This window comes from Salinarimonas sp., from assembly GCF_040111675.1.
Lineage (GTDB): Bacteria > Pseudomonadota > Alphaproteobacteria > Rhizobiales > Beijerinckiaceae > Salinarimonas.
The window spans coordinates 4389568-4406540 of record NZ_CP157794.1 but is presented as its reverse complement, the minus strand read 5'-3'; the positions used below and the strand labels follow the sequence as shown (position 1 = coordinate 4406540).

Genomic DNA, 16973 nt, shown 5'->3' with positions numbered 1-16973 from the left:
CTGCCCCCCGTCCCGCGGTTCGCGGCGTAACGGGTTCACCGCCGCGCGGGACGCCTCCGAGACGCCTCCGAGAGGCCTCCTCGCGGCCAGCGACAGGAGACCGCCATGAGAGGTCCCGGAGACAGGCATCGAGGCGCCGGCGCGGGCGGGCGGCTGCCGCCGCGGGACGCCGCGGAGCGCGACCGTTTCGGCATGACCGGCCGCGGCTACGAGGAGTTCGACCCCGACGACTACGACCGCCCGGTCGATCTCGGCGGGCGAGGCTCGCCGCCGCCGGGGCCGCCGAACCGCGTCGGCTACGACCCGAACAGCCAGCGCCACGGGGATTACGGCGACTACGGCGATTACGGCGACGAGCTCGGCACGACGACGCCGATGCGGGCCTTCTACGAGGGCCAGCTGTCGAGCGTCGGCGGCGGCCCCGCTCCGCGCGGGCGCCGCGGACGCGGCTGGGGCGCCTACGAGGGCGGCGAGCCGCGCACTCGCTCGGGGACCGACGCCGTCGACTACGACCGCGGCTACACGAGCGCCCGGCGCGGGCCCTACGCCGACTACCGCGACTACCAGACGAGGCCCGATCGCGGCCTCTATCGCGGCCAGGGCGGCGGGGTCGAGGAGGCCGACGCCCACCGCACGGGGCGCGACCAGGAGCCGGATCATCGCGCGCCGGACTATCGCGGACGGGGCCCGCGCAACTACCGGCGCACCGACGCGCGCATCTCCGAGGACGTGCACGACCGGCTCACCGACGACCCGCATGTCGACGCGAGCGAGATCTCGGTCCGGGTCGAGAACGGCGAGGTGACCCTCGACGGAACGGTGGCGAGCCGCACCATGAAACGGCGCGCCGAGGACCTGTCGGATGCCGTCTCCGGCGTGACGCACACGCAGAACAACCTGCGCGTCGTCCGCCACGCCGAGGGTGGGCGCACCACCTTCGGCGAGGCCTCGGGCGCCCGCGAGCCGGGCTCCATCGGCCGCGAGCCGCCGGAGGAGCCGGCGACCGGTCCGCGCACCGGCCAGCGCATCGGCGACACCGGCACGGCTCACGGGTCGGGCCGCACGACCGGGGAGCGCTGAGCCATGGCCGGCGGCCGTAACGACGAAGACGACGAGGGCGCGCTCGACCGGCGCGCCCGGCACGCGGGCTCCTCCGCCGGCGGCTACGGCTCCGGCGGGGGCTATGCCGACTACCGCGAGGTGGTCGGGCCGGGGCTGGAGGAGCCCGACCCGGAGCGTGTGTTCCCGCGCGAGGTCTTCGGCGAGAGCCATCGCGGCCGCGGGCCGCGCGGCTACCGTCGCTCCGACGCGCGCATCCTCGAAGACCTGGCCGAGCGCCTGACGGATGATCCGCACATCGACGCCACGACGATCGAGCTCCACATCCGCGACGGCGAGGTGACGCTCGAGGGAACCGTGCCCTCGCGCGTCCACAAGCGCTACGTGGAGGACATGGCGGAGGACACGGGCGGGGTCTCCCACGTCCAGAACAACCTGCGCCTCGATCCGCGGGCGCGCACGACGACCGGCGGCGGTCGCACGACCGGCGGAGGTGCGGGCGGCGGCGGGCCGGTGATCCTCTAGGTCGCTCGCCGCCACCGGCGGTGGACGGTCCGGTCCCGGGGCGCTAGGAGGCTGTCCGAGTAATTTTCTGGACGTGGGAATCCGGTCGTGATTCTCTTGTTTCATGAGCACGAGCAAGACGTTTCGCCCCTGGGATGTCGAGCAGAGCTGGCTTCTGCCGCCGTCCATTCACGACTTCGTCCCGCCTGGGCACGCGGCGCACTTCGTGCGCGAGACGGTGCGTGAGGGGCTGGATCTGCGGGATATCCTGAGCGCCTACATCGAGCTGCGAGGCTATCCGCCGTATCATCCGGCGATGATGGTGGCGCTTCTGCTGTACGGCTACAGCCGCGGGGTCTACTCCTCGCGCCAGCTGGCGCGAGCCTGCGAGGAGCGGGTCGACTTCATGGCGGTGACGGGCCTGCAGCGGCCGGACTTCCGCACGATCGCGGACTTCCGCAAGCGCCATCTCAAGGCGCTGGGGCGCCTGTTCGAGCAGGTGCTGCGCCTGTGCCGGGCGGCGGGACTGGTGCAGCTCGGGCACGTCGCTCTGGACGGCACGAAGATCAAGGCGAACGCCTCGCGGCACAAGGCGATGAGCTATGGCCGCATGAAGAGCGCGGAGCCGGCGCTGGCCGATGCGGTGGCGGGCTGGCTCGACCGGGCCGAGACGGCGGACCGCGAGGAGGATGCCGCGCACGGCGAGCGGCGCGGGGACGAGATGCCGGACTGGGCGGCGGACAAGCTGCGCCGGCTGGAGCGGATCCGGGCGGCCAAGGCCGCGCTGGAGGCCGAGGCGGCGGCGCCGGCGGGCGGCGAGGACGAGGACGGCCCCGGTCCCTCCAGCGGCATGCAGGATCGCGGGCGGCCCAAGCGCGCGCCCGACGGCGGCCCGCCGGACAAGGCGCAGCGCAACTTCACCGACCCCGACAGCCGCATCCAGCCGACCCGCGACGGCTTCATCCAGGGCTACAACGCCCAGATCGCCGTCGACGCCGCCCACCAGGTGATCGTCGCCCACCGCCTCCAGAGCAATCCGGGCGACGTCGACGCCCTCGTCCCCCTGGTGGACGCCGTGCGCCGCAATCTCGGAGCCAAGCCCCGCGAGATCTCGGCGGACGCCGGCTTCTGCTCGGAGGCGAACCTCGGCGCCCTGAAGGCGCGCCGCATCCGCGCCTACGTCGCCGTCGGCCGCGCCAAGCACGCCACCGGGGTCCCGGCGACCGAGCGGCGCCTCTCGAAATCACCCCTGACCCGGGCCATGGCCGAGACGCTCGCCCGCGCCGGGCGGCGCAGCCGCTACAGGCTGCGCAAGCAGGTCGTCGAGCCCGTCTTCGGGCAGATCAAGCAGGATCGCGGGATGCGCCAGCTCCTCTTGCGCGGCCTCGGCGCCGTCAGGGCCGAATGGGCGCTCGTCTGCACCGCTCACAACATCGCGAAGCTCGTCGCCGCTCACAACCGACCGAGGCCGGCCGGATGAGACGGGGCGAACGCGTCCCGCGAACGAAACGCACTCGCGTCGCAGAACGAATTAGCTGGACAGCCTCCTAGGGCGCCGGCGCCGGCGTCGCCGGGGTCGTGGCGCCGCGCCAAGCGGGGATCTCCTTGCCGCACGCGAACCCCGCGGCGTGCGTGTCGGCGATCTCGCGGGCCAGCACGTTCGCGTCGGCGTTGGCCTGCGCGTCCACGAAGCCGACGCGGCAGCCGGGCGCGCCGTCCGGCTGCCAGACGCGCGAGACGACGAGCACCTGCCGCTCGCCGCCGTCGAGATCGGACACGAACCAGCGGTGGATCGTGGCGACGGGCCTGCCGCCGGCGAGCCGCCATTCGATCGTGTCGTGGACGCGGTTGAAGGTCTGGAAGCTCATCCAGTCCCGCTCGTCCGGCGCGAAGCCGTAGGCGAGACTCATGCGCTCGCCGTCGTCGGAGACGTGGACCGGGTAGTCCCGAAAGCCGTCGCAGATCAGCTCGACCCAGGGCGGCTCGTCGGGGCCGGATTCCGAGACCACCCTGCAGCCGGTCTCGAAGGCGAGCGTGGTGTAGGCGCTCTCCTGCGCCGCGGCGGGCGCAACGAGGAGCAGGGCTGCGAGGAAGCAGGCGAATCGGCGCGTCATGGGCCGATGGTCCCAGACGCGCCGGCCGCTGTCATCACTCCGCCGCTTCGCGCACCGGCTCCGGCGGCGTCCAGCGCAGGATCGGCTGGCGGGCCGCGCGGGTCTCGTCGAGGCGCCGGCGCGGGGCGTGGTAGGGCGCGCCGGAGAACCGCTTCGTGTCGCCCGCCTTCGCGGCCATGGCGAGATCGCGCAGGGCCGCGACGAACAGGTCGAGCGAGGCCTTGCTCTCGCTCTCCGTCGGCTCGATCAGCATGGCGCCGTGGACGACGAGGGGGAAGTACATCGTCATCGGGTGGTAGCCCTCGTCGATCATCGCCTTGGCGAAGTCGAGGGTGGAGACCCCGGTGTCCTTGAGCCACTCGTCGTCGAACAGCGCCTCGTGCATGGACGGGTGGTCCGGGAACGGCAGGCTCATCAGGTCGGCGAGGCCGGCGCGCACGTAGTTGGCGTTGAGCACCGCGTCCTCGGAGGCCTGCTTCATGCCGTCCGAGCCGTGGGAGAGCATGTAGGAGAGCGCGCGGACATACATGCCCATCTGGCCGTGGAAGGCGGTGATGCGCCCGAACGGCTGGCCGTCCGGCGCATCGCCCGCATGCTCGACCAGGGTGAGGCTCCCGTCGGCCTCCTTCGTGACGAAGGGCGTCGGCGCGAAGGGCGCGAGGCGCTCGGAGAGCACCACCGGCCCGGAGCCCGGCCCGCCGCCGCCATGGGGCGTCGAGAAGGTCTTGTGCAGGTTGATGTGCATGGCGTCGACGCCCAGATCCCCGGGCCGCGCCTTGCCGACGATGGCGTTGAAGTTCGCCCCGTCGCAATAGAAGTAGGCGCCCGCCTCGTGCAGCGCATCCGCGATCTCGACGATCTGCGGCTCGAACAGGCCGCAGGTGTTGGGGTTCGTGAGCATGATCGCGGCGACTTCGGGGCCGATCAGCGCGCGCACCGCCTCGACGCGCACGGTGCCGTCCTCCGCCGCGGGCACGTCGCGCACGGTGAAGCCCAGCAGCGCGGCCGTCGCCGGGTTGGTGCCGTGGGCGCTCTCGGGCACGAGCACGACGGTGCGGGTCTCCGCCTCGCCCTTGGCCACGATGGCGGCCTTGATCGCCATCATGCCGCAGAGCTCGCCGTGCGCGCCGGCCTTGGGCGAGAGCGCGACGGTCGTCATGCCGGTGAGCGTGACGAGGTAGCGGGCGAGCTCGTCCATCAGCTGGAGCGCGCCCGGCACGGTCGAGACCGGCTGGAGCGGGTGCACGTCCGCGAAGCCCGGCAGACGGGCCATCTTCTCGTTGAGCCGGGCATTGTGCTTCATGGTGCACGAGCCGAGCGGGAAGACGCCGGTGTCGATGCCGTAGTTCTTCTGGGAGAGCTTGACGAAGTGGCGCATCGTCTCCGGCTCGGAGAGCGCGGGGATGCCGATCTCGCCCCGGCGCTCGAGGCCGCCGAGACGGGGCGCGACCTCCTCCGGCTCGTCGAGATCGACGCCGGTCACGTCGTATCGGCCGATCTCGAAGGAGAGCGCCTCCTCCTGGATCAGCGCGCGGTTGCCGGTGAAGGTGCCGGCGCTCTCGGCGGCTTCCGCGGACCCGGCGGCGGTGGGACGTCCTTGGCGGTTCAGCATGAGAGGGCTCCGTGCTGGGGATTCATTCGATGAGGGGGGAGGTATGCGCGACGGTGTCATCCCCGGCCGGAGGTCGCGAAGCGACCGCAGGGGAAGGGGACCCAGCGCAAGAATGATGCGCCGAAGGCGCTCCATAGCCGCCGTCCAGGCGGCTGGTCGCCGCCGATCGCCGCCGCTTCGCGGCGAAGAGTCGTGCTGGGTCCCCTTCCCCTCCGCGTGCCGCGCACGCTCCGGCCGGGGATGACAGGGGAGGGGTCACGACAGCGCCCCCTTCAACCCGTCGACCAGCGCCTGCCGATCCTCGTCCGAGTTCACCTCGGTGGAAGCGACCAGCAAGAGGTCGTCGAGCCCCGCCTCCGGCGCGAGGCGCGAATAGGGCACGCCGGCCAGAACGCCCTCGCCCGCGAGGCGCTCCACCACCGCGGCCGCCGGCTTCGACAGACGCAGCGTGATCTCGTTGAAGAAGGCCCGGTTCACCACCTCCACCCCCGGCACGCCGGCGAGCTGGTCTGCGAGCTTCACCGCGGCGGCGTGGTTGATCCGCGCGAGCCGGGTGAGCCCGGCCTGGCCGAGCAGCGTCATGTGGATGGTGAAGGCGAGGCAGCACAGGCCCGAATTCGTGCAGATGTTCGAGGTCGCCTTGTCGCGGCGGATGTGCTGCTCGCGGGTGGAGAGGGTCAGCACGAAGCCGCGGCGCCCTTCCGAATCCACCGTCTCGCCGCACAGGCGCCCGGGCATCTGCCGCACGTGCTTCTGGCGCGCGGCGAACAGGCCGACGTAAGGCCCGCCGAAATTGAGCGCGTTGCCGATCGACTGGCCCTCGCCCACGACGATGTCCGCGCCCATGGCGCCCGGCGGCGTGACGAGGCCGAGCGACACCACCTCTGTGAAGACCGCGATGAGCAGCGCGCCGGCGGCGTGCGCGGCGTCGGCGATCTGGCGCAGGTCGCGCAGGTTCCCGAACACGTCGGGCGTCTGCACGACGACGCAGGAGGTCTCCTCGTCGATCTTCGAGACGATGTCTTCGGCGGCGGTCACGTCCGCCGGCATGCGCACGACGCGGTCGTTCGCCATCTCGGAGAGGGTCTCGATCACCTCGGAATAGTGCGGATGCAGGCCGCCGGAGAGGATCGCCTTGCTGCGCTTCGTCACGCGGTGGGCCATCAGCACCGCCTCGCCGGCGGCGGTGGAGCCGTCGTACATGGAGGCGTTCGCCACCTCCATGCCGGTGAGCGCCGCGACCTGAGTCTGGAACTCGAACAGGTATTGCAGCGTGCCCTGGGCGATCTCGGGCTGGTAGGGCGTGTAGCTCGTCAGGAATTCCGAGCGCTGGATCAGGTGGTCCACCGTCGCCGGCACATGGTGCTTGTAGGCGCCCGCGCCGACGAAGAAGGGCACGGAGGAGGCCGGAACGTTCTTGGCCGCCATCCGGCCGAGGACGCGCTCGACCTCGAGCTCGCCCTTGCGGCGGGGCAGGTCCAGCGGCTCGGTGAGGAGCTTGTCGCTCGGCACGTCGACGAAGAGATCGTCGATCCGCGAGACGCCGATCTTGGCCAGCATCTCGGCGCGGTCGTCGGGGGACAGAGGCAGGTATCGCATGATCGAATCCGTCTTCGTCTCGTGCAGTTTCGGTCGGGTTTCGGCTCAATGGCCGTCGTCGACGCCCGCGACCACGATCTCGGTGCGGACGGAGTTGGCGATGAAGCACTCGCGGTGAGTGAGGTGGTGCATGGCGGCGATCGTCGCCGCGTCGGGCCGGCGCTCGCCGGCCCAGGCGATCTTCGGATCGAGCGTCACCCGCGAGACCCAGAGCTTGCCGTCCGCGTTCGGCGTCATCACGCCGCGCGCCGCGTCCTCGTAGGCCTCGACCAGGAACCGCTTCTTCGCCGCGATGGAGAGGAACACGAGCATGTGGCAGCTCGCGATCGCCGCGACGAAGGCCTCCTCCGGATCGACCGCCTCGGCGCGCGACCAGGGAAAGGGCACGTTCAGCGGCGAGGCCGACGCCGGCACCTCGATGCCGCCGTCGAAGATCCAGGTGTGGCCTCGGTCGTAGGCCGAGCCGAGGAAGTCGCCGTCCCCGCGCGCCCAGCGCACCGTCGCCGTGTAGAGATGATCGATGCCCTCGCCGCTCATGCGCGCCTCCGCTTACGAGATCGACTTCACGTAGGCCTGGTAGTCCGCCTCGCTCATCAGGGCGTCGAGCTCGGACGGGTCGGAGAGCTTCAGCTTCATGAACCAGCCCGTGCCGAGCGGGTCCTCGTTGATGGCGTTCGGTGCGCCCTCGAGCGCGCCGTTGACCTCGACCACCTCGCCCGAGGCGGGAGCGTAGACCTCGGAGGCCGCCTTGACGCTCTCCACCACGGCCGCCTCGCCGCCCTTGGCGACGGTCTTGCCGACCTCGGGGAGCTCCACGTAGACGACGTCCCCGAGCTGTCCCTGGGCGTAGTCGGTGATGCCGACCGTGCCGACGTCGCCGTCGACGCGGATGTATTCGTGATCCTTGGTGTAGCGCACGGTCATGGCGGCCTCCTTTAAGGCTCGTTTCGTATCGGCGATGAGGTCAGCGCTTGAACCGCGCCGGCGTGAAGGGGAGGGGGGCGACGAGGCCGGCGAGCGGGCGCCCGCGCACGACGCAGTGCAGCGGCGTACCGATCTCGGCGACCTCCGGCTTGACGTAGCCCATGGCGACAGGGCGCTCGACGCTCGGGCCGAAGCCGCCGGAGGTGACGACGCCGACGCCCTCGCCCTCCGGCGTCGTGATCGCCGCGCCCTCGCGGGCCGGGGCGCGGCCTTCCAGCGCGATGCCGACGCGCACGCGCGAGGGGCCCTCGGCCAGCTCGCGGCGGATGCGCTCGGCGCCCGGGAAGCCGCCCTCCTCGCGCCGGCGCTTCTGGATCGACCAGGTGAGGCCGGCCTCGACGGGGCTCGTCGTGGTGTCGATGTCGTGCCCGTACAGGCACAGGCCCGCCTCGAGCCGGAGTGAATCGCGGGCGCCGAGCCCGATCGGCTTCACCCGCTCGTCGGTGAGGAGGAAATCCCACATGCCGGGGGCCTCGTCGGCCTTCACCGAGATCTCGAACCCGTCCTCGCCGGTATAGCCGGAGCGGGATATGTGGGCGCGCGCCCCGTCGAGATCGAACCAGCCGGTGCGCATGAAGACGAGTTCGGAGGCGGCGCAGCCCTTGTCCCGCATCACCGCCTCGGCGGCGGGGCCCTGGAGCGCGACGAGCGCGCGGTCGTCGCCGCGGATCAGCTGGACGTTTGCGGGGAGGCGAGCGGCGATGTGGGCGTAGTCGCCCTCCTTGGTGCCCGCGTTGACGACGAGGTAGAGGTGGCCCTGCTCCTCCTCCGCCAGCGGGCGGGACACCATCAGGTCGTCGAGGATGCCGCCGTCGTCCGTGAGGAGCTGGGTGTAGCGCTGCTGGCCGGGCTTCAGGCCGACGATGTCGGCGGGGACGAGCGTCTCGAGCGCCCGGGCCGTGGTCTCGTGGTCCGGGCCGGCGAGCGCCGCCTGGCCCATGTGCGAGACGTCGAACAGGCCGGCCTGCGAGCGCGTCCAGAGATGCTCGGCGAGGATGCCCGTGGGGTACTGCACCGGCATGGAATAGCCGGCGAAAGGCACGATGCGCGCGCCCGCGGCGACGTGGCGATCGTGGAGCGGCGTGCGGAGCAGGCTCTCGCCGGCATCGGCCTTCTGGTCGGCCATGGGATCCCCTCGGGTCCGAACGATTGACAGGACGCGCCGACGACCCTCTCGAGCCTCCGTTGCGCGCCCCCTCTGTCGTCGACCTGAGAGATTTCCCGCCGCGGTCCCGCTGGGGTCGCGCGAACGGTTACGCCCTTCGGTGGGCGAGGCGCGAGCCCCGCCGCTTTCCAGAGTGCCAGCTCCCCGCGGTCCTTTTGCCTGAGCGTTTCCGGGGCGGTTGCGCCTTCGGCGCCGGGCTCGGGGGCCCGGCCTCTCCCGCGGGGATCGTACAGCTGAATGTCGTTTTAGTACCGGCTCCGGTGAAGTCAATCGCGGCCGGTGCGCGAATGCCGAGCAGCATTGCATGCTGCGGATGCAGGGCTGCTGCCCGAAAGGAAGCGTCAGCCGGCCTGTAAGCCGGGTTCTGTCCACGCGGGCGAAGCCCGCGATGGGCGACCATTCATCTGGGGCGGCCGTCGCCGGCCGCCTCGTGCAACCAACCCGGACGACGAGGCCTGGAGACGGGCCCTGGCGAGACGCCGTGTCGTCCCTATTCGGTTTTGCTCCCGGTGGGGCTTGCCGTGCCGGGCGCCGTTGCCGGTCCCGCGGTGCGCTCTTACCGCACCCTTTCACCCTGACCGCGACCGAGGTCGCGGCGGTCTGCTTTCTGTGGCGCTATCCCTGGGGTCGCCCCCGCCGGACGTTATCCGGCACCGTGTCTCCGTGGAGCCCGGACTTTCCTCCCCGCGCGAGCGCGGAGCGGCCGCCCGGCCGACTGACGATCGGGATGTGGCGTCGACGAGCCCCCCGCGTCAAGCCGCGGCGGTGAGGAAAGCGAACCTTTTCGCGCGGCGATCCGACGACGGTGGGGAACGGAGTCCTTCGAACTCGCGTTTCGCGTCGGATTTCACCGCCCGGGAAGCCGGGCTCTCTGGGAGGAGATCACATGTTCAAGCGCTTCATGACCCTGCTCGTCGCCGGCTTCCTGGCGCTCGCCGTGGGCGCCTGCACCACCCCGGGCGAGCGCGCCGTGGGCGGCGCGCTGATCGGCGGCGCGTCCGGCGCGGCCATCGGCGCCGCGGTCGACGGCGGCGAGGGCGCGCTCGTCGGCGGCGCCCTCGGCGCGGGTGCGGGCGCCATCATCGGAGCCGGCACGGCTCCGTCCGCGACGGGCTGCCCGCGCGGCTACTTCCTCGCCCGCGACGGCTATTGCTATCCGCGCTGACGCGCGCAGCGCACGGCCGCGACGTCGTCGCGAGCCGGCGAGGGCCCGGGACCCGTTCCCGGGCCCTTCACTTTTGCGCTCGGGCCGGAAACTGCTCTAGGCTCGCGCCCGATTCGGGAGGGCGCGGCGGATGAGCGTCTGGGGCAAGCTCGGCGGGTTCGGCATCGGCTTCCTGATCGGCGGGCCGATCGGGGCGCTCATCGGCGCCGTCATCGGCCACGTGCTGGTGGACCGCGAGGGCGCGCCCTTCGGGCCGACGCCGAAGGACGTGGTGTTCACCACGGGCCTCGTCGCGCTCGCCGCCAAGATGGCCAAGGCCGACGGCGTCGTCATGCGCTCCGAGCGCGAGGCCTTCCGGCGCATCGTCGAAGTGGACGAGGCCGATCGCGAGCGGGTCGAGGCCCTGTTCGACCTCGCGAGCCGCACCAGCGACGGCTACCAGGCCTATGCCCGCCAGATGCGCGATCTCCTCTCCGACGAGCCCGGCCTGCTCGAGGACGTGCTCGACGGCCTCTTCCTCATCGCCGCCGCCGACGGCGCCGTGCACGAGCGCGAGTTCGCCTTCCTGGGCGACGTCGCCGCGATCTTCGGCTTCGACGCGGCGCGCTTCGAGCGCGTCGCCGCCCGCCACGTCGCCCGCAAGGACGATCCCTACGTCGTCGTCGGCGCGACGCGCGAGATGGACGACGCGGCGCTCAAGAGCCATTACCGCCGCCTCGTCGCCGAGATCCACCCCGACCGCGCCGTCGCCCGCGGCCTCCCCCCCGAAGCCATCGCCATCGCGACGCGGCGCCTCGCGGCGGTGAACGAGGCGTGGGACCGGATCGAGCGGGAGCGGGGGATGTGACGCGGGGCGCGCGTCGAGGCTGACGCGATCCACGGATCGGGTGTAAATCGCAGCCGTTCCTCTCATCATCGGCGACCCATGCCTCACCCCACCCCCGAATCCCCCCTCGCCCAGAAGGTCTTCCCCTCGCCGAATCACGGCGAGCGGCGGGACGGGCGGCGGCCGGACATGCTGATCCTGCACTATACCGGCATGCCCGACGCCGGGCAGGCGCTGCAATGGCTGTGCAATCCGGTCTCGGAAGTCTCGTGCCATTATCTCGTCTTCGAGGACGGGCGCGTGCTGCAGCTCGTGCCCGAGGGCCGGCGTGCCTGGCATGCGGGCGTATCGAGCTGGGCCGGCGAGACCGACCTGAACTCCGCCTCGCTCGGCATCGAGATCGCCCATCCCGGCCACGACGAGGAAGGGCGGCTCGCGCCCTATCCGGAGGCGCAGATCGCGGCCGTGATCGCGCTGTGCCGCGATCTCGTCGGGCGCTGGGGCATTCGCCCGGAGCGCGTGCTCGCGCACAGCGACATCGCTCCGGCCCGCAAGCGGGATCCCGGCGAGACCTTCCCGTGGGCGCGCCTCGCGGCGGAGGGCGTCGGGCACTGGGTCGCGCCGACGCCGATCCGCGACGGGCGCTTCTTCCAGCGCGGCGAGGAAGGCCCGCCGATCGAGGCGCTCCAGGCCATGCTCGCGCTCTACGGCTACGGCGTGCCGATCGACGGCGCCTTCGGCGAGACGACGGAGCAGGTGGTCGCCGCCTTCCAGCGCCATTTCCGCCCCGAGCGCGTCGACGGCGTGGCGGACGCCTCGACGATCACGACCTTGCGGGACTTGATCGCGGCGCGGGGTGGGCGCTGATCGGCGCCCGCCTCACCCCACCTTCCGCGCGCCGCGCTCCGCCGCCCGCTTGGCGTCCCCGGCGGCCTCCTCCACGTCCGGCGCGTCGATCCGGCGATACACCGCCTGGACGAGGCCGAAGACGCCGAAGGCGAACAGGCCGGCGGCGACGAGGGCGAGGAGGATCCAGCCGTAGGGCTGCTCCTGGACGGTGCGCAGCGCGCCGCCGAGCCCGCGGGCCTCGCTCGACTGGGACTGCCAGGCGGCCACGACCAGGAAGCCGCCGATGATCAGGAACACGACGCCCCGCGCCGCGAAGCCCGCGCGGCCGAGCGGCACGACCCAGCCGCGCTGGTGGGGCGCATAGTGCAGGTGCTTCGTCACGTCGCCCGTCCAGGCGCGGCCGATGAAGGCGAGGCCCGCGCCGGCGACGCCGAGGCCGACGAGCCCCAGCAGCCAGCGCCCGAAGGGCTTCGCCAGGAGCCAGGCGGACCAGCCCTGCGCGCCCTCTCCGCCCTGGCCGCCGCCGCCCGTCGCCCAGCCGAAGGCGAGGCCGGCCGCGTAGACCGCGAGGCCGAGATAGATGACGCCGCTGATGACGTGCGCGCCGCGGATGGCGAGGCCCTTGCCGGACGTGCCGCGATTGTCGGCGTCGCTCAGCGCCGCGACCTCGCGCCACAGCGCGAAGGCGAGGAGGCCCAGCGCGATGACCGCGAGGAGCGTCTTGCCGAAAGGCTCGTCGAGGAGGCTCGCCAGCGCGTTCTTGCTGCCGCCGGTCTCGCCGCCGGCGCCCACGGCCGCCATCACGGCGAGCCCGCCGACGAGCATGTAGACGACCCCGCGGGCGGCGTAGCCCACTCGGGCGGTTTTCTCCAGAGCATTGGCGTTGGCCATGCCGCGCTCTCCTCTCGCGTTCGCGTCGGTGCGTCGCGGAGGGCAAGTCGGGGGAGGGCGCGACGGTTCCGGACGGCATGTTTCGCGCGGCGACCCGTGGGACGACATCGCCGGGACATCGACGGCGCGTAACCCTCGGAGCGTGGCGCGCGAAGAGGAGATGAACCCGCGCGCGGCGCGAACCGACAGACCGGCAGGCGCATCCGGCGCCTCTCGGAGGACGAGGCCATGAAGAACGGCGAGAACGACCGCCTGGAGACCGTGATCGGCGCCTGCGCCACGACGATCGGCGCCGCGTCCTTCGCCGTCCTGTTCACCCCGCCCTGGCTCGAGCGGCTGGTGAGCGCGCTGGTCGGCTGAGGCCGGCCTGTCGGCTCAGCCGATCACGCCGGGCTCTCGCCGTCGCTGCTCTTGTCCTCGTGCTTCAGGATCAGCGGCGTCTGGGCCAGCGCGAAGGCGAGGGTGATCGGCATGATGCCGAAGACCTTGAAGCTCACCCAGAAGTCCGTCGTCTGCGTGCGCCAGACGACCTCGTTGAGCGCGGCGAGGAAGAAGAAGAACAGCCCCCAGCGGAAGGTGAGCTTGCGCCAGCCCTCGTCGGTGAGCTTGAACACCGAATCGAGCACGATGGTGAGAAGCGACTTCCCGAACCAGAGCCCGCCGAGCAGCACCGCGCCGAAGAGCGAGTTCACGATCGTCGGCTTGAGCTTGATGAACAGCTCGTCGGCGAGGATCAGCGTCAGCCCGCCGAAGACCACCACCACCACGCCCGAGACGAGCGGCATCATCGGCAGGCGCTTGACCAGCACGTAGTGGATCGCCAGCGCGACCAACGTGGCGACGACGAACGCCGCCGTCGCCGTCATGATGTCCCAGCGCTGGTTGGCGAAGAAGAACAGCCCGAGCGGCCCGAGCTCGAGGGCGAGCTTGACGAGCGGGTTCAGATGCGCGGGATGCGCGGGGTCCTCGGTGCGGATCATGGCGGGACGGTACGCTCAGGCCGCGGCGGGGGCAAGACGCGGGTGGTCGCAGAGAGGGGAGGGCGGGCGTCTCTCGCGTTGCTCGCGGCGCGTCGGCGCACTACGTTTCTCGAGCACGACATTTCTCGAGACGGACGCGCGCGAGGAGGGCGGAGCCGATGACCACGTTGACCGTCCACGACCTGCCGGAGGCCGAGACGCAGGCCCTGCGGGCGCGCGCCGCGCGGAACGGGCGCTCGCTCGAGGCGGAGGTGCGCGCGATCCTCTGCGAGGCCGCGGGAAGGGAGCCGATTGACGAGGAGGGCGGGCTCGCGACCGCCATCCGCCGCCGATTCGCGCCCTACGGAGGCGTAGAGTTGCCGCCCGAGCCGCGCACGGCAGTGAGAGAGCCTCCAAGCTTCGAATGATCGTCCTCGATACCAACGTCGTATCGGAGCTGATGCGCGCCGAGCCCGAGCCACGCGTATTTGCGTTCGTGGATGCTCGACCGCGAAACATGCTCTTCACCACGACGATAGTTCAGGCGGAGATTCTTTCGGGTGTGGCCATGCTGCCGATGGGACGGCGTCGGACCGCGCTGCAGGAAGACGCCGAAAGGCTTTTCTCTGTCGACTTCGCGGGTCGCGTGCTGCCGTTCGACGAAGCTGCAGCCATTCATTTCGCGGCGATCCGAGCCGCGCGTCGTGCCGCCGGCCGTCCCGTGGCGAGCTTCGACAGCCTCGTCGCCGCCACTGCTCGCGCTCACGGCGCCATCGTCGCGACGCGCAATACCAGCGATTTCCGAGGGTGCGGCGTCGATGTGATCGATCCGTGGAGTGCTTCTCACTAGGTATGAGCACTCCATCCTTCGATAACCCTCACGTCGGCAGCGACCCGTTCGCCGCCAGCACCGCCCCCGCCAGATAGAGCGACCCGCAGATCAGCACCCGCGGCGGGGCCTCCCAGACCGTGTCGTTGAGGAGGGCGAGCGCCGCCTCGACGCTCGGCGCGGTGGAGGCGACGAGGCCCACCGAGGCGGCGAGCGCGGCGACCTCCTCGGGCGGGCGCGCGGCCATCTGCGAGGGGATCGGCACGCAGATCGCCTCCTTGGCGAGGCCGGCGAAATTCTTGAGGAATCCCTGCGCGTCCTTGGTGCCGAGCATGCCGACGACGAGCACGAGCGGCGCGTCGGCGCGCTCGGAGCGGTCGGCCATGGCGGCGGCGACGACGCGCCCGCCGTCCGGGTTGTGGCCGCCGTCGACCCAGACCTCCGCGCCCTCCGGCGCGAGCGCCGGCAGCACGCCGCGGGTGAGGCGTTGCAGCCGGCCCGGCCACTCGGCCTCGAGCATGCCGCGTTCGAAGGCCTCGGCCGGCAGGCGCGAGAAGCCCGCCGCGCGAAGCCCCGCGACGGCGAGGCCGGCGTTGGTCAGCTGGTGCCCGCCCGGCAGGCGCGGCATCGGCAGGTCCAGGAGCCCGTCCTCGTCCTGGAACACGAGCCGGCCGTTCTCCTCGTGGGTCGAGAAGTCCTGGCCACCCAGCCGCACCAGGGAGGCGCCGACGCGCTCGGCCGTGTCGACGAGCACGCGCTCGGCCGCCTCGTAGTCCTGCCGGGCGATCACGGCGGGGGCGCCGCGCTTGAAGATGCCGGCCTTCTCGGCGGCGATCTTCTCCACCGTCTCGCCGAGATATTCCGCATGGTCGAGGCCGATGGGCGTCACCAGCGTCGCCGCGGGCTCGTCGATCACGTTGGTGGCGTCGAGCCGTCCGCCGAGACCGACCTCGAGCAGCAGCACGTCCGCCGGCTCGTCGGCGAAGATCTTCAGCGCGGCGGCGGTGGTGATCTCGAAAACCGTGATGGGCGCGCCCTCGTTCGCCTCCTCGCACTCCCGCAGCACGTCGACGAGCTGCTCTTCCGGAACGAAGGCGCCGCCGCCGGGGCGGCCGATGCGGATGCGCTCGTGGAAGCGCACGAGATGCGGCGAGGTGTAGACGTGCACGGCGAGGCCGGCGGCCTCCAGGATCGCGCGCATGAAGGCGATGGTCGAGCCCTTGCCGTTCGTGCCGGCGACGTGGATCGTCGGCGGAAGGCGCTTCTCGGGATGGCCGAGCCGCGCGAGCAGCGATTCGATGCGCGCCAGCGACAGGTCGATGGTCTTCGGGTGCAGCGCCAGCAGGCGCGCGAGGATGGCGTCGGAGGACTCCATGGGAGCGCCTTCTCGGGTCTGGTCGGGGAAAGGTGGTGGCGCGGCCTCAGCCGCGCGCGCCTTCGGTCTCGGGTTCGCGGGTCTCGTTCGAAGCGGGCTCGACGATCGCCGCCTCGTCGGGCGCGCTGGCGGCCTTCTCGAGCGAGACCGGCGCCGGGGCCGGCGCCGCCGGCTCCAGGGCCGGGGCCTTCATCAGGATGCGGCAGAGCGAGACGAGCGTGTCCTTCAGCTCCAGGCGGTGGACGACCATGTCCACCATGCCGTGCTCCTTGAGATATTCCGCGCGCTGGAAGCCCTCGGGCAGCTTCTCGCGGATGGTCTGCTCGATCACGCGCGCCCCGGCGAAGCCGATCACGGCGCCGGGCTCGGCGATGTGGATGTCGCCCAGCATGGCGTAGGAGGCCGAGACGCCGCCCGTCGTCGGGTGGGTGAGCACGACGATGTAGGGCAGGCCCGCCTCCTTGAGGCGGCGCAGGGCCACCGTTGTGCGCGGCATCTGCATGAGCGAGAGGATGCCCTCCTGCATGCGCGCGCCGCCGGAGGCGACGAACAGCACGAAGGGCGTGCGGCGCGCCCGCGCGGTCTCGGCCGCGGTGACGATCGCCTCGCCCGCGGCCATGCCGAGCGAGCCGCCCATGAAGGCGAAGTCCTGCACGGCGACGGTGACCGGAAGCCCACCCACCGGTCCGACGGCGACGCGCACGGCGTCTTGCATGCCGGTCTTGGCGCGGTTCTCCTTCAGACGGTCGGCGTAGCGCTTCTCGTCCCGGAACTTGAGCGGGTCGGCGGCGACGTCGGGCAGCGGGATCTCCTCGAAGCCGCCGACGAACACGCTCTCGAGCCGCGCCTGCGCGCTCATGCGCAGGTGATGGTTCGAGCCGGGAATGACCCAGAGATTGGCCTCCACGTCCTTGTGGAAGACCATCTGCCCGGTGTCGGGGCACTTGATCCAGAGGTTGTCCGGGGTCTCGCGCTTGAACAGCGTCTTGATGCGCGGACGGACGACGTCGGAGATCCAGTTCATGGCGGGGCTGTTCCTCGC

The 16973-nt window shown here is 71.8% G+C and carries 19 protein-coding genes, 1 other RNA gene and 2 riboswitches; of the genes, 9 read left to right on the top strand and 11 right to left on the bottom strand.

What is annotated here, in order from left to right; translation table 11 throughout:
- The first annotated feature begins 105 nt into the window (after positions 1 to 105).
- The 3 genes from ABL310_RS20355 to ABL310_RS20345 all read left to right on the top strand — a co-directional run bounded on the left by ABL310_RS20355 (position 106) and on the right by ABL310_RS20345 (position 3043).
- A complete protein-coding gene (locus tag ABL310_RS20355; RefSeq protein ID WP_349368822.1) occupies positions 106 to 1080 on the top strand; it encodes a BON domain-containing protein in 975 nt (324 codons plus the stop codon).
- A gap of 3 nt (positions 1081 to 1083) precedes the next feature.
- On the top strand, positions 1084 to 1584 hold the full coding sequence (locus tag ABL310_RS20350) for a BON domain-containing protein (RefSeq protein ID WP_349368821.1): 501 nt from the start codon (positions 1084 to 1086) through the stop codon (positions 1582 to 1584).
- A gap of 103 nt (positions 1585 to 1687) precedes the next feature.
- Complete coding sequence (locus tag ABL310_RS20345) at positions 1688 to 3043, top strand: IS1182 family transposase (protein ID WP_349368221.1); 1356 nt, start codon at positions 1688 to 1690, stop codon at positions 3041 to 3043.
- A 67-nt stretch (positions 3044 to 3110) separates the two neighbouring features.
- Here the strand turns inward: ABL310_RS20345 and ABL310_RS20340 are convergent, their stop codons facing one another.
- The 7 genes from ABL310_RS20340 to rnpB form a co-directional block, all read right to left on the bottom strand.
- The gene (locus tag ABL310_RS20340; protein ID WP_349368820.1) at positions 3111 to 3677 is read right to left on the bottom strand and encodes a hypothetical protein; all 567 of its coding nucleotides are present in this window, start codon (positions 3675 to 3677) and stop codon (positions 3111 to 3113) included.
- Positions 3678 to 3711: 34 nt separating this feature from the next.
- Positions 3712 to 5289, bottom strand: a complete 1578-nt coding sequence (gene gcvPB, locus ABL310_RS20335) for an aminomethyl-transferring glycine dehydrogenase subunit GcvPB (protein WP_349368819.1) — start codon at positions 5287 to 5289, stop codon at positions 3712 to 3714.
- 255 nt (positions 5290 to 5544) lie between these two features.
- Positions 5545 to 6888 (bottom strand): aminomethyl-transferring glycine dehydrogenase subunit GcvPA, encoded by a 1344-nt coding sequence (gcvPA, locus tag ABL310_RS20330; RefSeq protein WP_349368818.1) that lies wholly within the window; start codon positions 6886 to 6888, stop codon positions 5545 to 5547.
- A 45-nt stretch (positions 6889 to 6933) separates the two neighbouring features.
- The gene (locus ABL310_RS20325; RefSeq protein ID WP_349368817.1) at positions 6934 to 7425 is read right to left on the bottom strand and encodes an OsmC family protein; all 492 of its coding nucleotides are present in this window, start codon (positions 7423 to 7425) and stop codon (positions 6934 to 6936) included.
- Between the two features lie 12 nt (positions 7426 to 7437).
- On the bottom strand, positions 7438 to 7812 hold the full coding sequence (gene gcvH, locus ABL310_RS20320) for a glycine cleavage system protein GcvH (RefSeq protein ID WP_349368816.1): 375 nt from the start codon (positions 7810 to 7812) through the stop codon (positions 7438 to 7440).
- A 40-nt stretch (positions 7813 to 7852) separates the two neighbouring features.
- On the bottom strand, positions 7853 to 8998 hold the full coding sequence (gcvT, locus tag ABL310_RS20315) for a glycine cleavage system aminomethyltransferase GcvT (RefSeq protein ID WP_349368815.1): 1146 nt from the start codon (positions 8996 to 8998) through the stop codon (positions 7853 to 7855).
- A gap of 68 nt (positions 8999 to 9066) precedes the next feature.
- Positions 9067 to 9173: riboswitch (glycine riboswitch) on the bottom strand.
- A gap of 1 nt (position 9174) precedes the next feature.
- Positions 9175 to 9266: riboswitch (glycine riboswitch) on the bottom strand.
- Between the two features lie 108 nt (positions 9267 to 9374).
- Positions 9375 to 9756, bottom strand: an RNA gene (gene rnpB, locus ABL310_RS20310) — RNase P RNA component class A.
- A 167-nt stretch (positions 9757 to 9923) separates the two neighbouring features.
- Between rnpB and ABL310_RS20305 the strand changes: the two genes are divergently transcribed.
- The 3 genes from ABL310_RS20305 to ABL310_RS20295 all read left to right on the top strand — a co-directional run bounded on the left by ABL310_RS20305 (position 9924) and on the right by ABL310_RS20295 (position 11895).
- On the top strand, positions 9924 to 10202 hold the full coding sequence (locus tag ABL310_RS20305) for a hypothetical protein (protein ID WP_349368814.1): 279 nt from the start codon (positions 9924 to 9926) through the stop codon (positions 10200 to 10202).
- A gap of 130 nt (positions 10203 to 10332) precedes the next feature.
- Positions 10333 to 11049 carry a DnaJ family molecular chaperone gene (locus ABL310_RS20300; RefSeq protein WP_349368813.1) on the top strand — a complete coding sequence of 239 codons (717 nt, stop codon included), beginning with the start codon at positions 10333 to 10335 and terminating at the stop codon, positions 11047 to 11049.
- 78 nt (positions 11050 to 11127) lie between these two features.
- Positions 11128 to 11895, top strand: a complete 768-nt coding sequence (locus ABL310_RS20295) for an N-acetylmuramoyl-L-alanine amidase (protein ID WP_349368812.1) — start codon at positions 11128 to 11130, stop codon at positions 11893 to 11895.
- A gap of 12 nt (positions 11896 to 11907) precedes the next feature.
- Here the strand turns inward: ABL310_RS20295 and ABL310_RS20290 are convergent, their stop codons facing one another.
- A complete protein-coding gene (locus tag ABL310_RS20290; protein ID WP_349368811.1) occupies positions 11908 to 12768 on the bottom strand; it encodes a DUF1206 domain-containing protein in 861 nt (286 codons plus the stop codon).
- Between the two features lie 228 nt (positions 12769 to 12996).
- Between ABL310_RS20290 and ABL310_RS20285 the strand changes: the two genes are divergently transcribed.
- Positions 12997 to 13128 carry a hypothetical protein gene (locus ABL310_RS20285; RefSeq protein ID WP_349368810.1) on the top strand — a complete coding sequence of 44 codons (132 nt, stop codon included), beginning with the start codon at positions 12997 to 12999 and terminating at the stop codon, positions 13126 to 13128.
- Positions 13129 to 13151: 23 nt separating this feature from the next.
- Here ABL310_RS20285 and ABL310_RS20280 read toward each other — a convergent pair whose 3' ends face one another.
- A complete protein-coding gene (locus ABL310_RS20280) occupies positions 13152 to 13748 on the bottom strand; it encodes a septation protein A (RefSeq protein ID WP_349368809.1) in 597 nt (198 codons plus the stop codon).
- Positions 13749 to 13906: 158 nt separating this feature from the next.
- On the opposite strand from ABL310_RS20280, the gene ABL310_RS20275 reads away from it, so the two are divergent.
- Positions 13907 to 14155, top strand: coding sequence for a plasmid stabilization protein (locus ABL310_RS20275; RefSeq protein WP_349368808.1), 249 nt, complete (start codon positions 13907 to 13909; stop codon positions 14153 to 14155).
- Complete coding sequence (locus ABL310_RS20270) at positions 14152 to 14577, top strand: type II toxin-antitoxin system VapC family toxin (RefSeq protein WP_349368807.1); 426 nt, start codon at positions 14152 to 14154, stop codon at positions 14575 to 14577. Before ABL310_RS20275 ends, ABL310_RS20270 begins: the two co-directional genes overlap by 4 nt.
- A gap of 28 nt (positions 14578 to 14605) precedes the next feature.
- On the opposite strand, the gene ABL310_RS20265 is transcribed toward ABL310_RS20270, so the two are convergent.
- Positions 14606 to 15931 carry a folylpolyglutamate synthase/dihydrofolate synthase family protein gene (locus ABL310_RS20265; protein ID WP_349368806.1) on the bottom strand — a complete coding sequence of 442 codons (1326 nt, stop codon included), beginning with the start codon at positions 15929 to 15931 and terminating at the stop codon, positions 14606 to 14608.
- Positions 15932 to 15977: 46 nt separating this feature from the next.
- Positions 15978 to 16955, bottom strand: a complete 978-nt coding sequence (accD, locus tag ABL310_RS20260) for an acetyl-CoA carboxylase, carboxyltransferase subunit beta (RefSeq protein WP_349368805.1) — start codon at positions 16953 to 16955, stop codon at positions 15978 to 15980.
- Positions 16956 to 16973 lie beyond the last annotated feature (18 nt).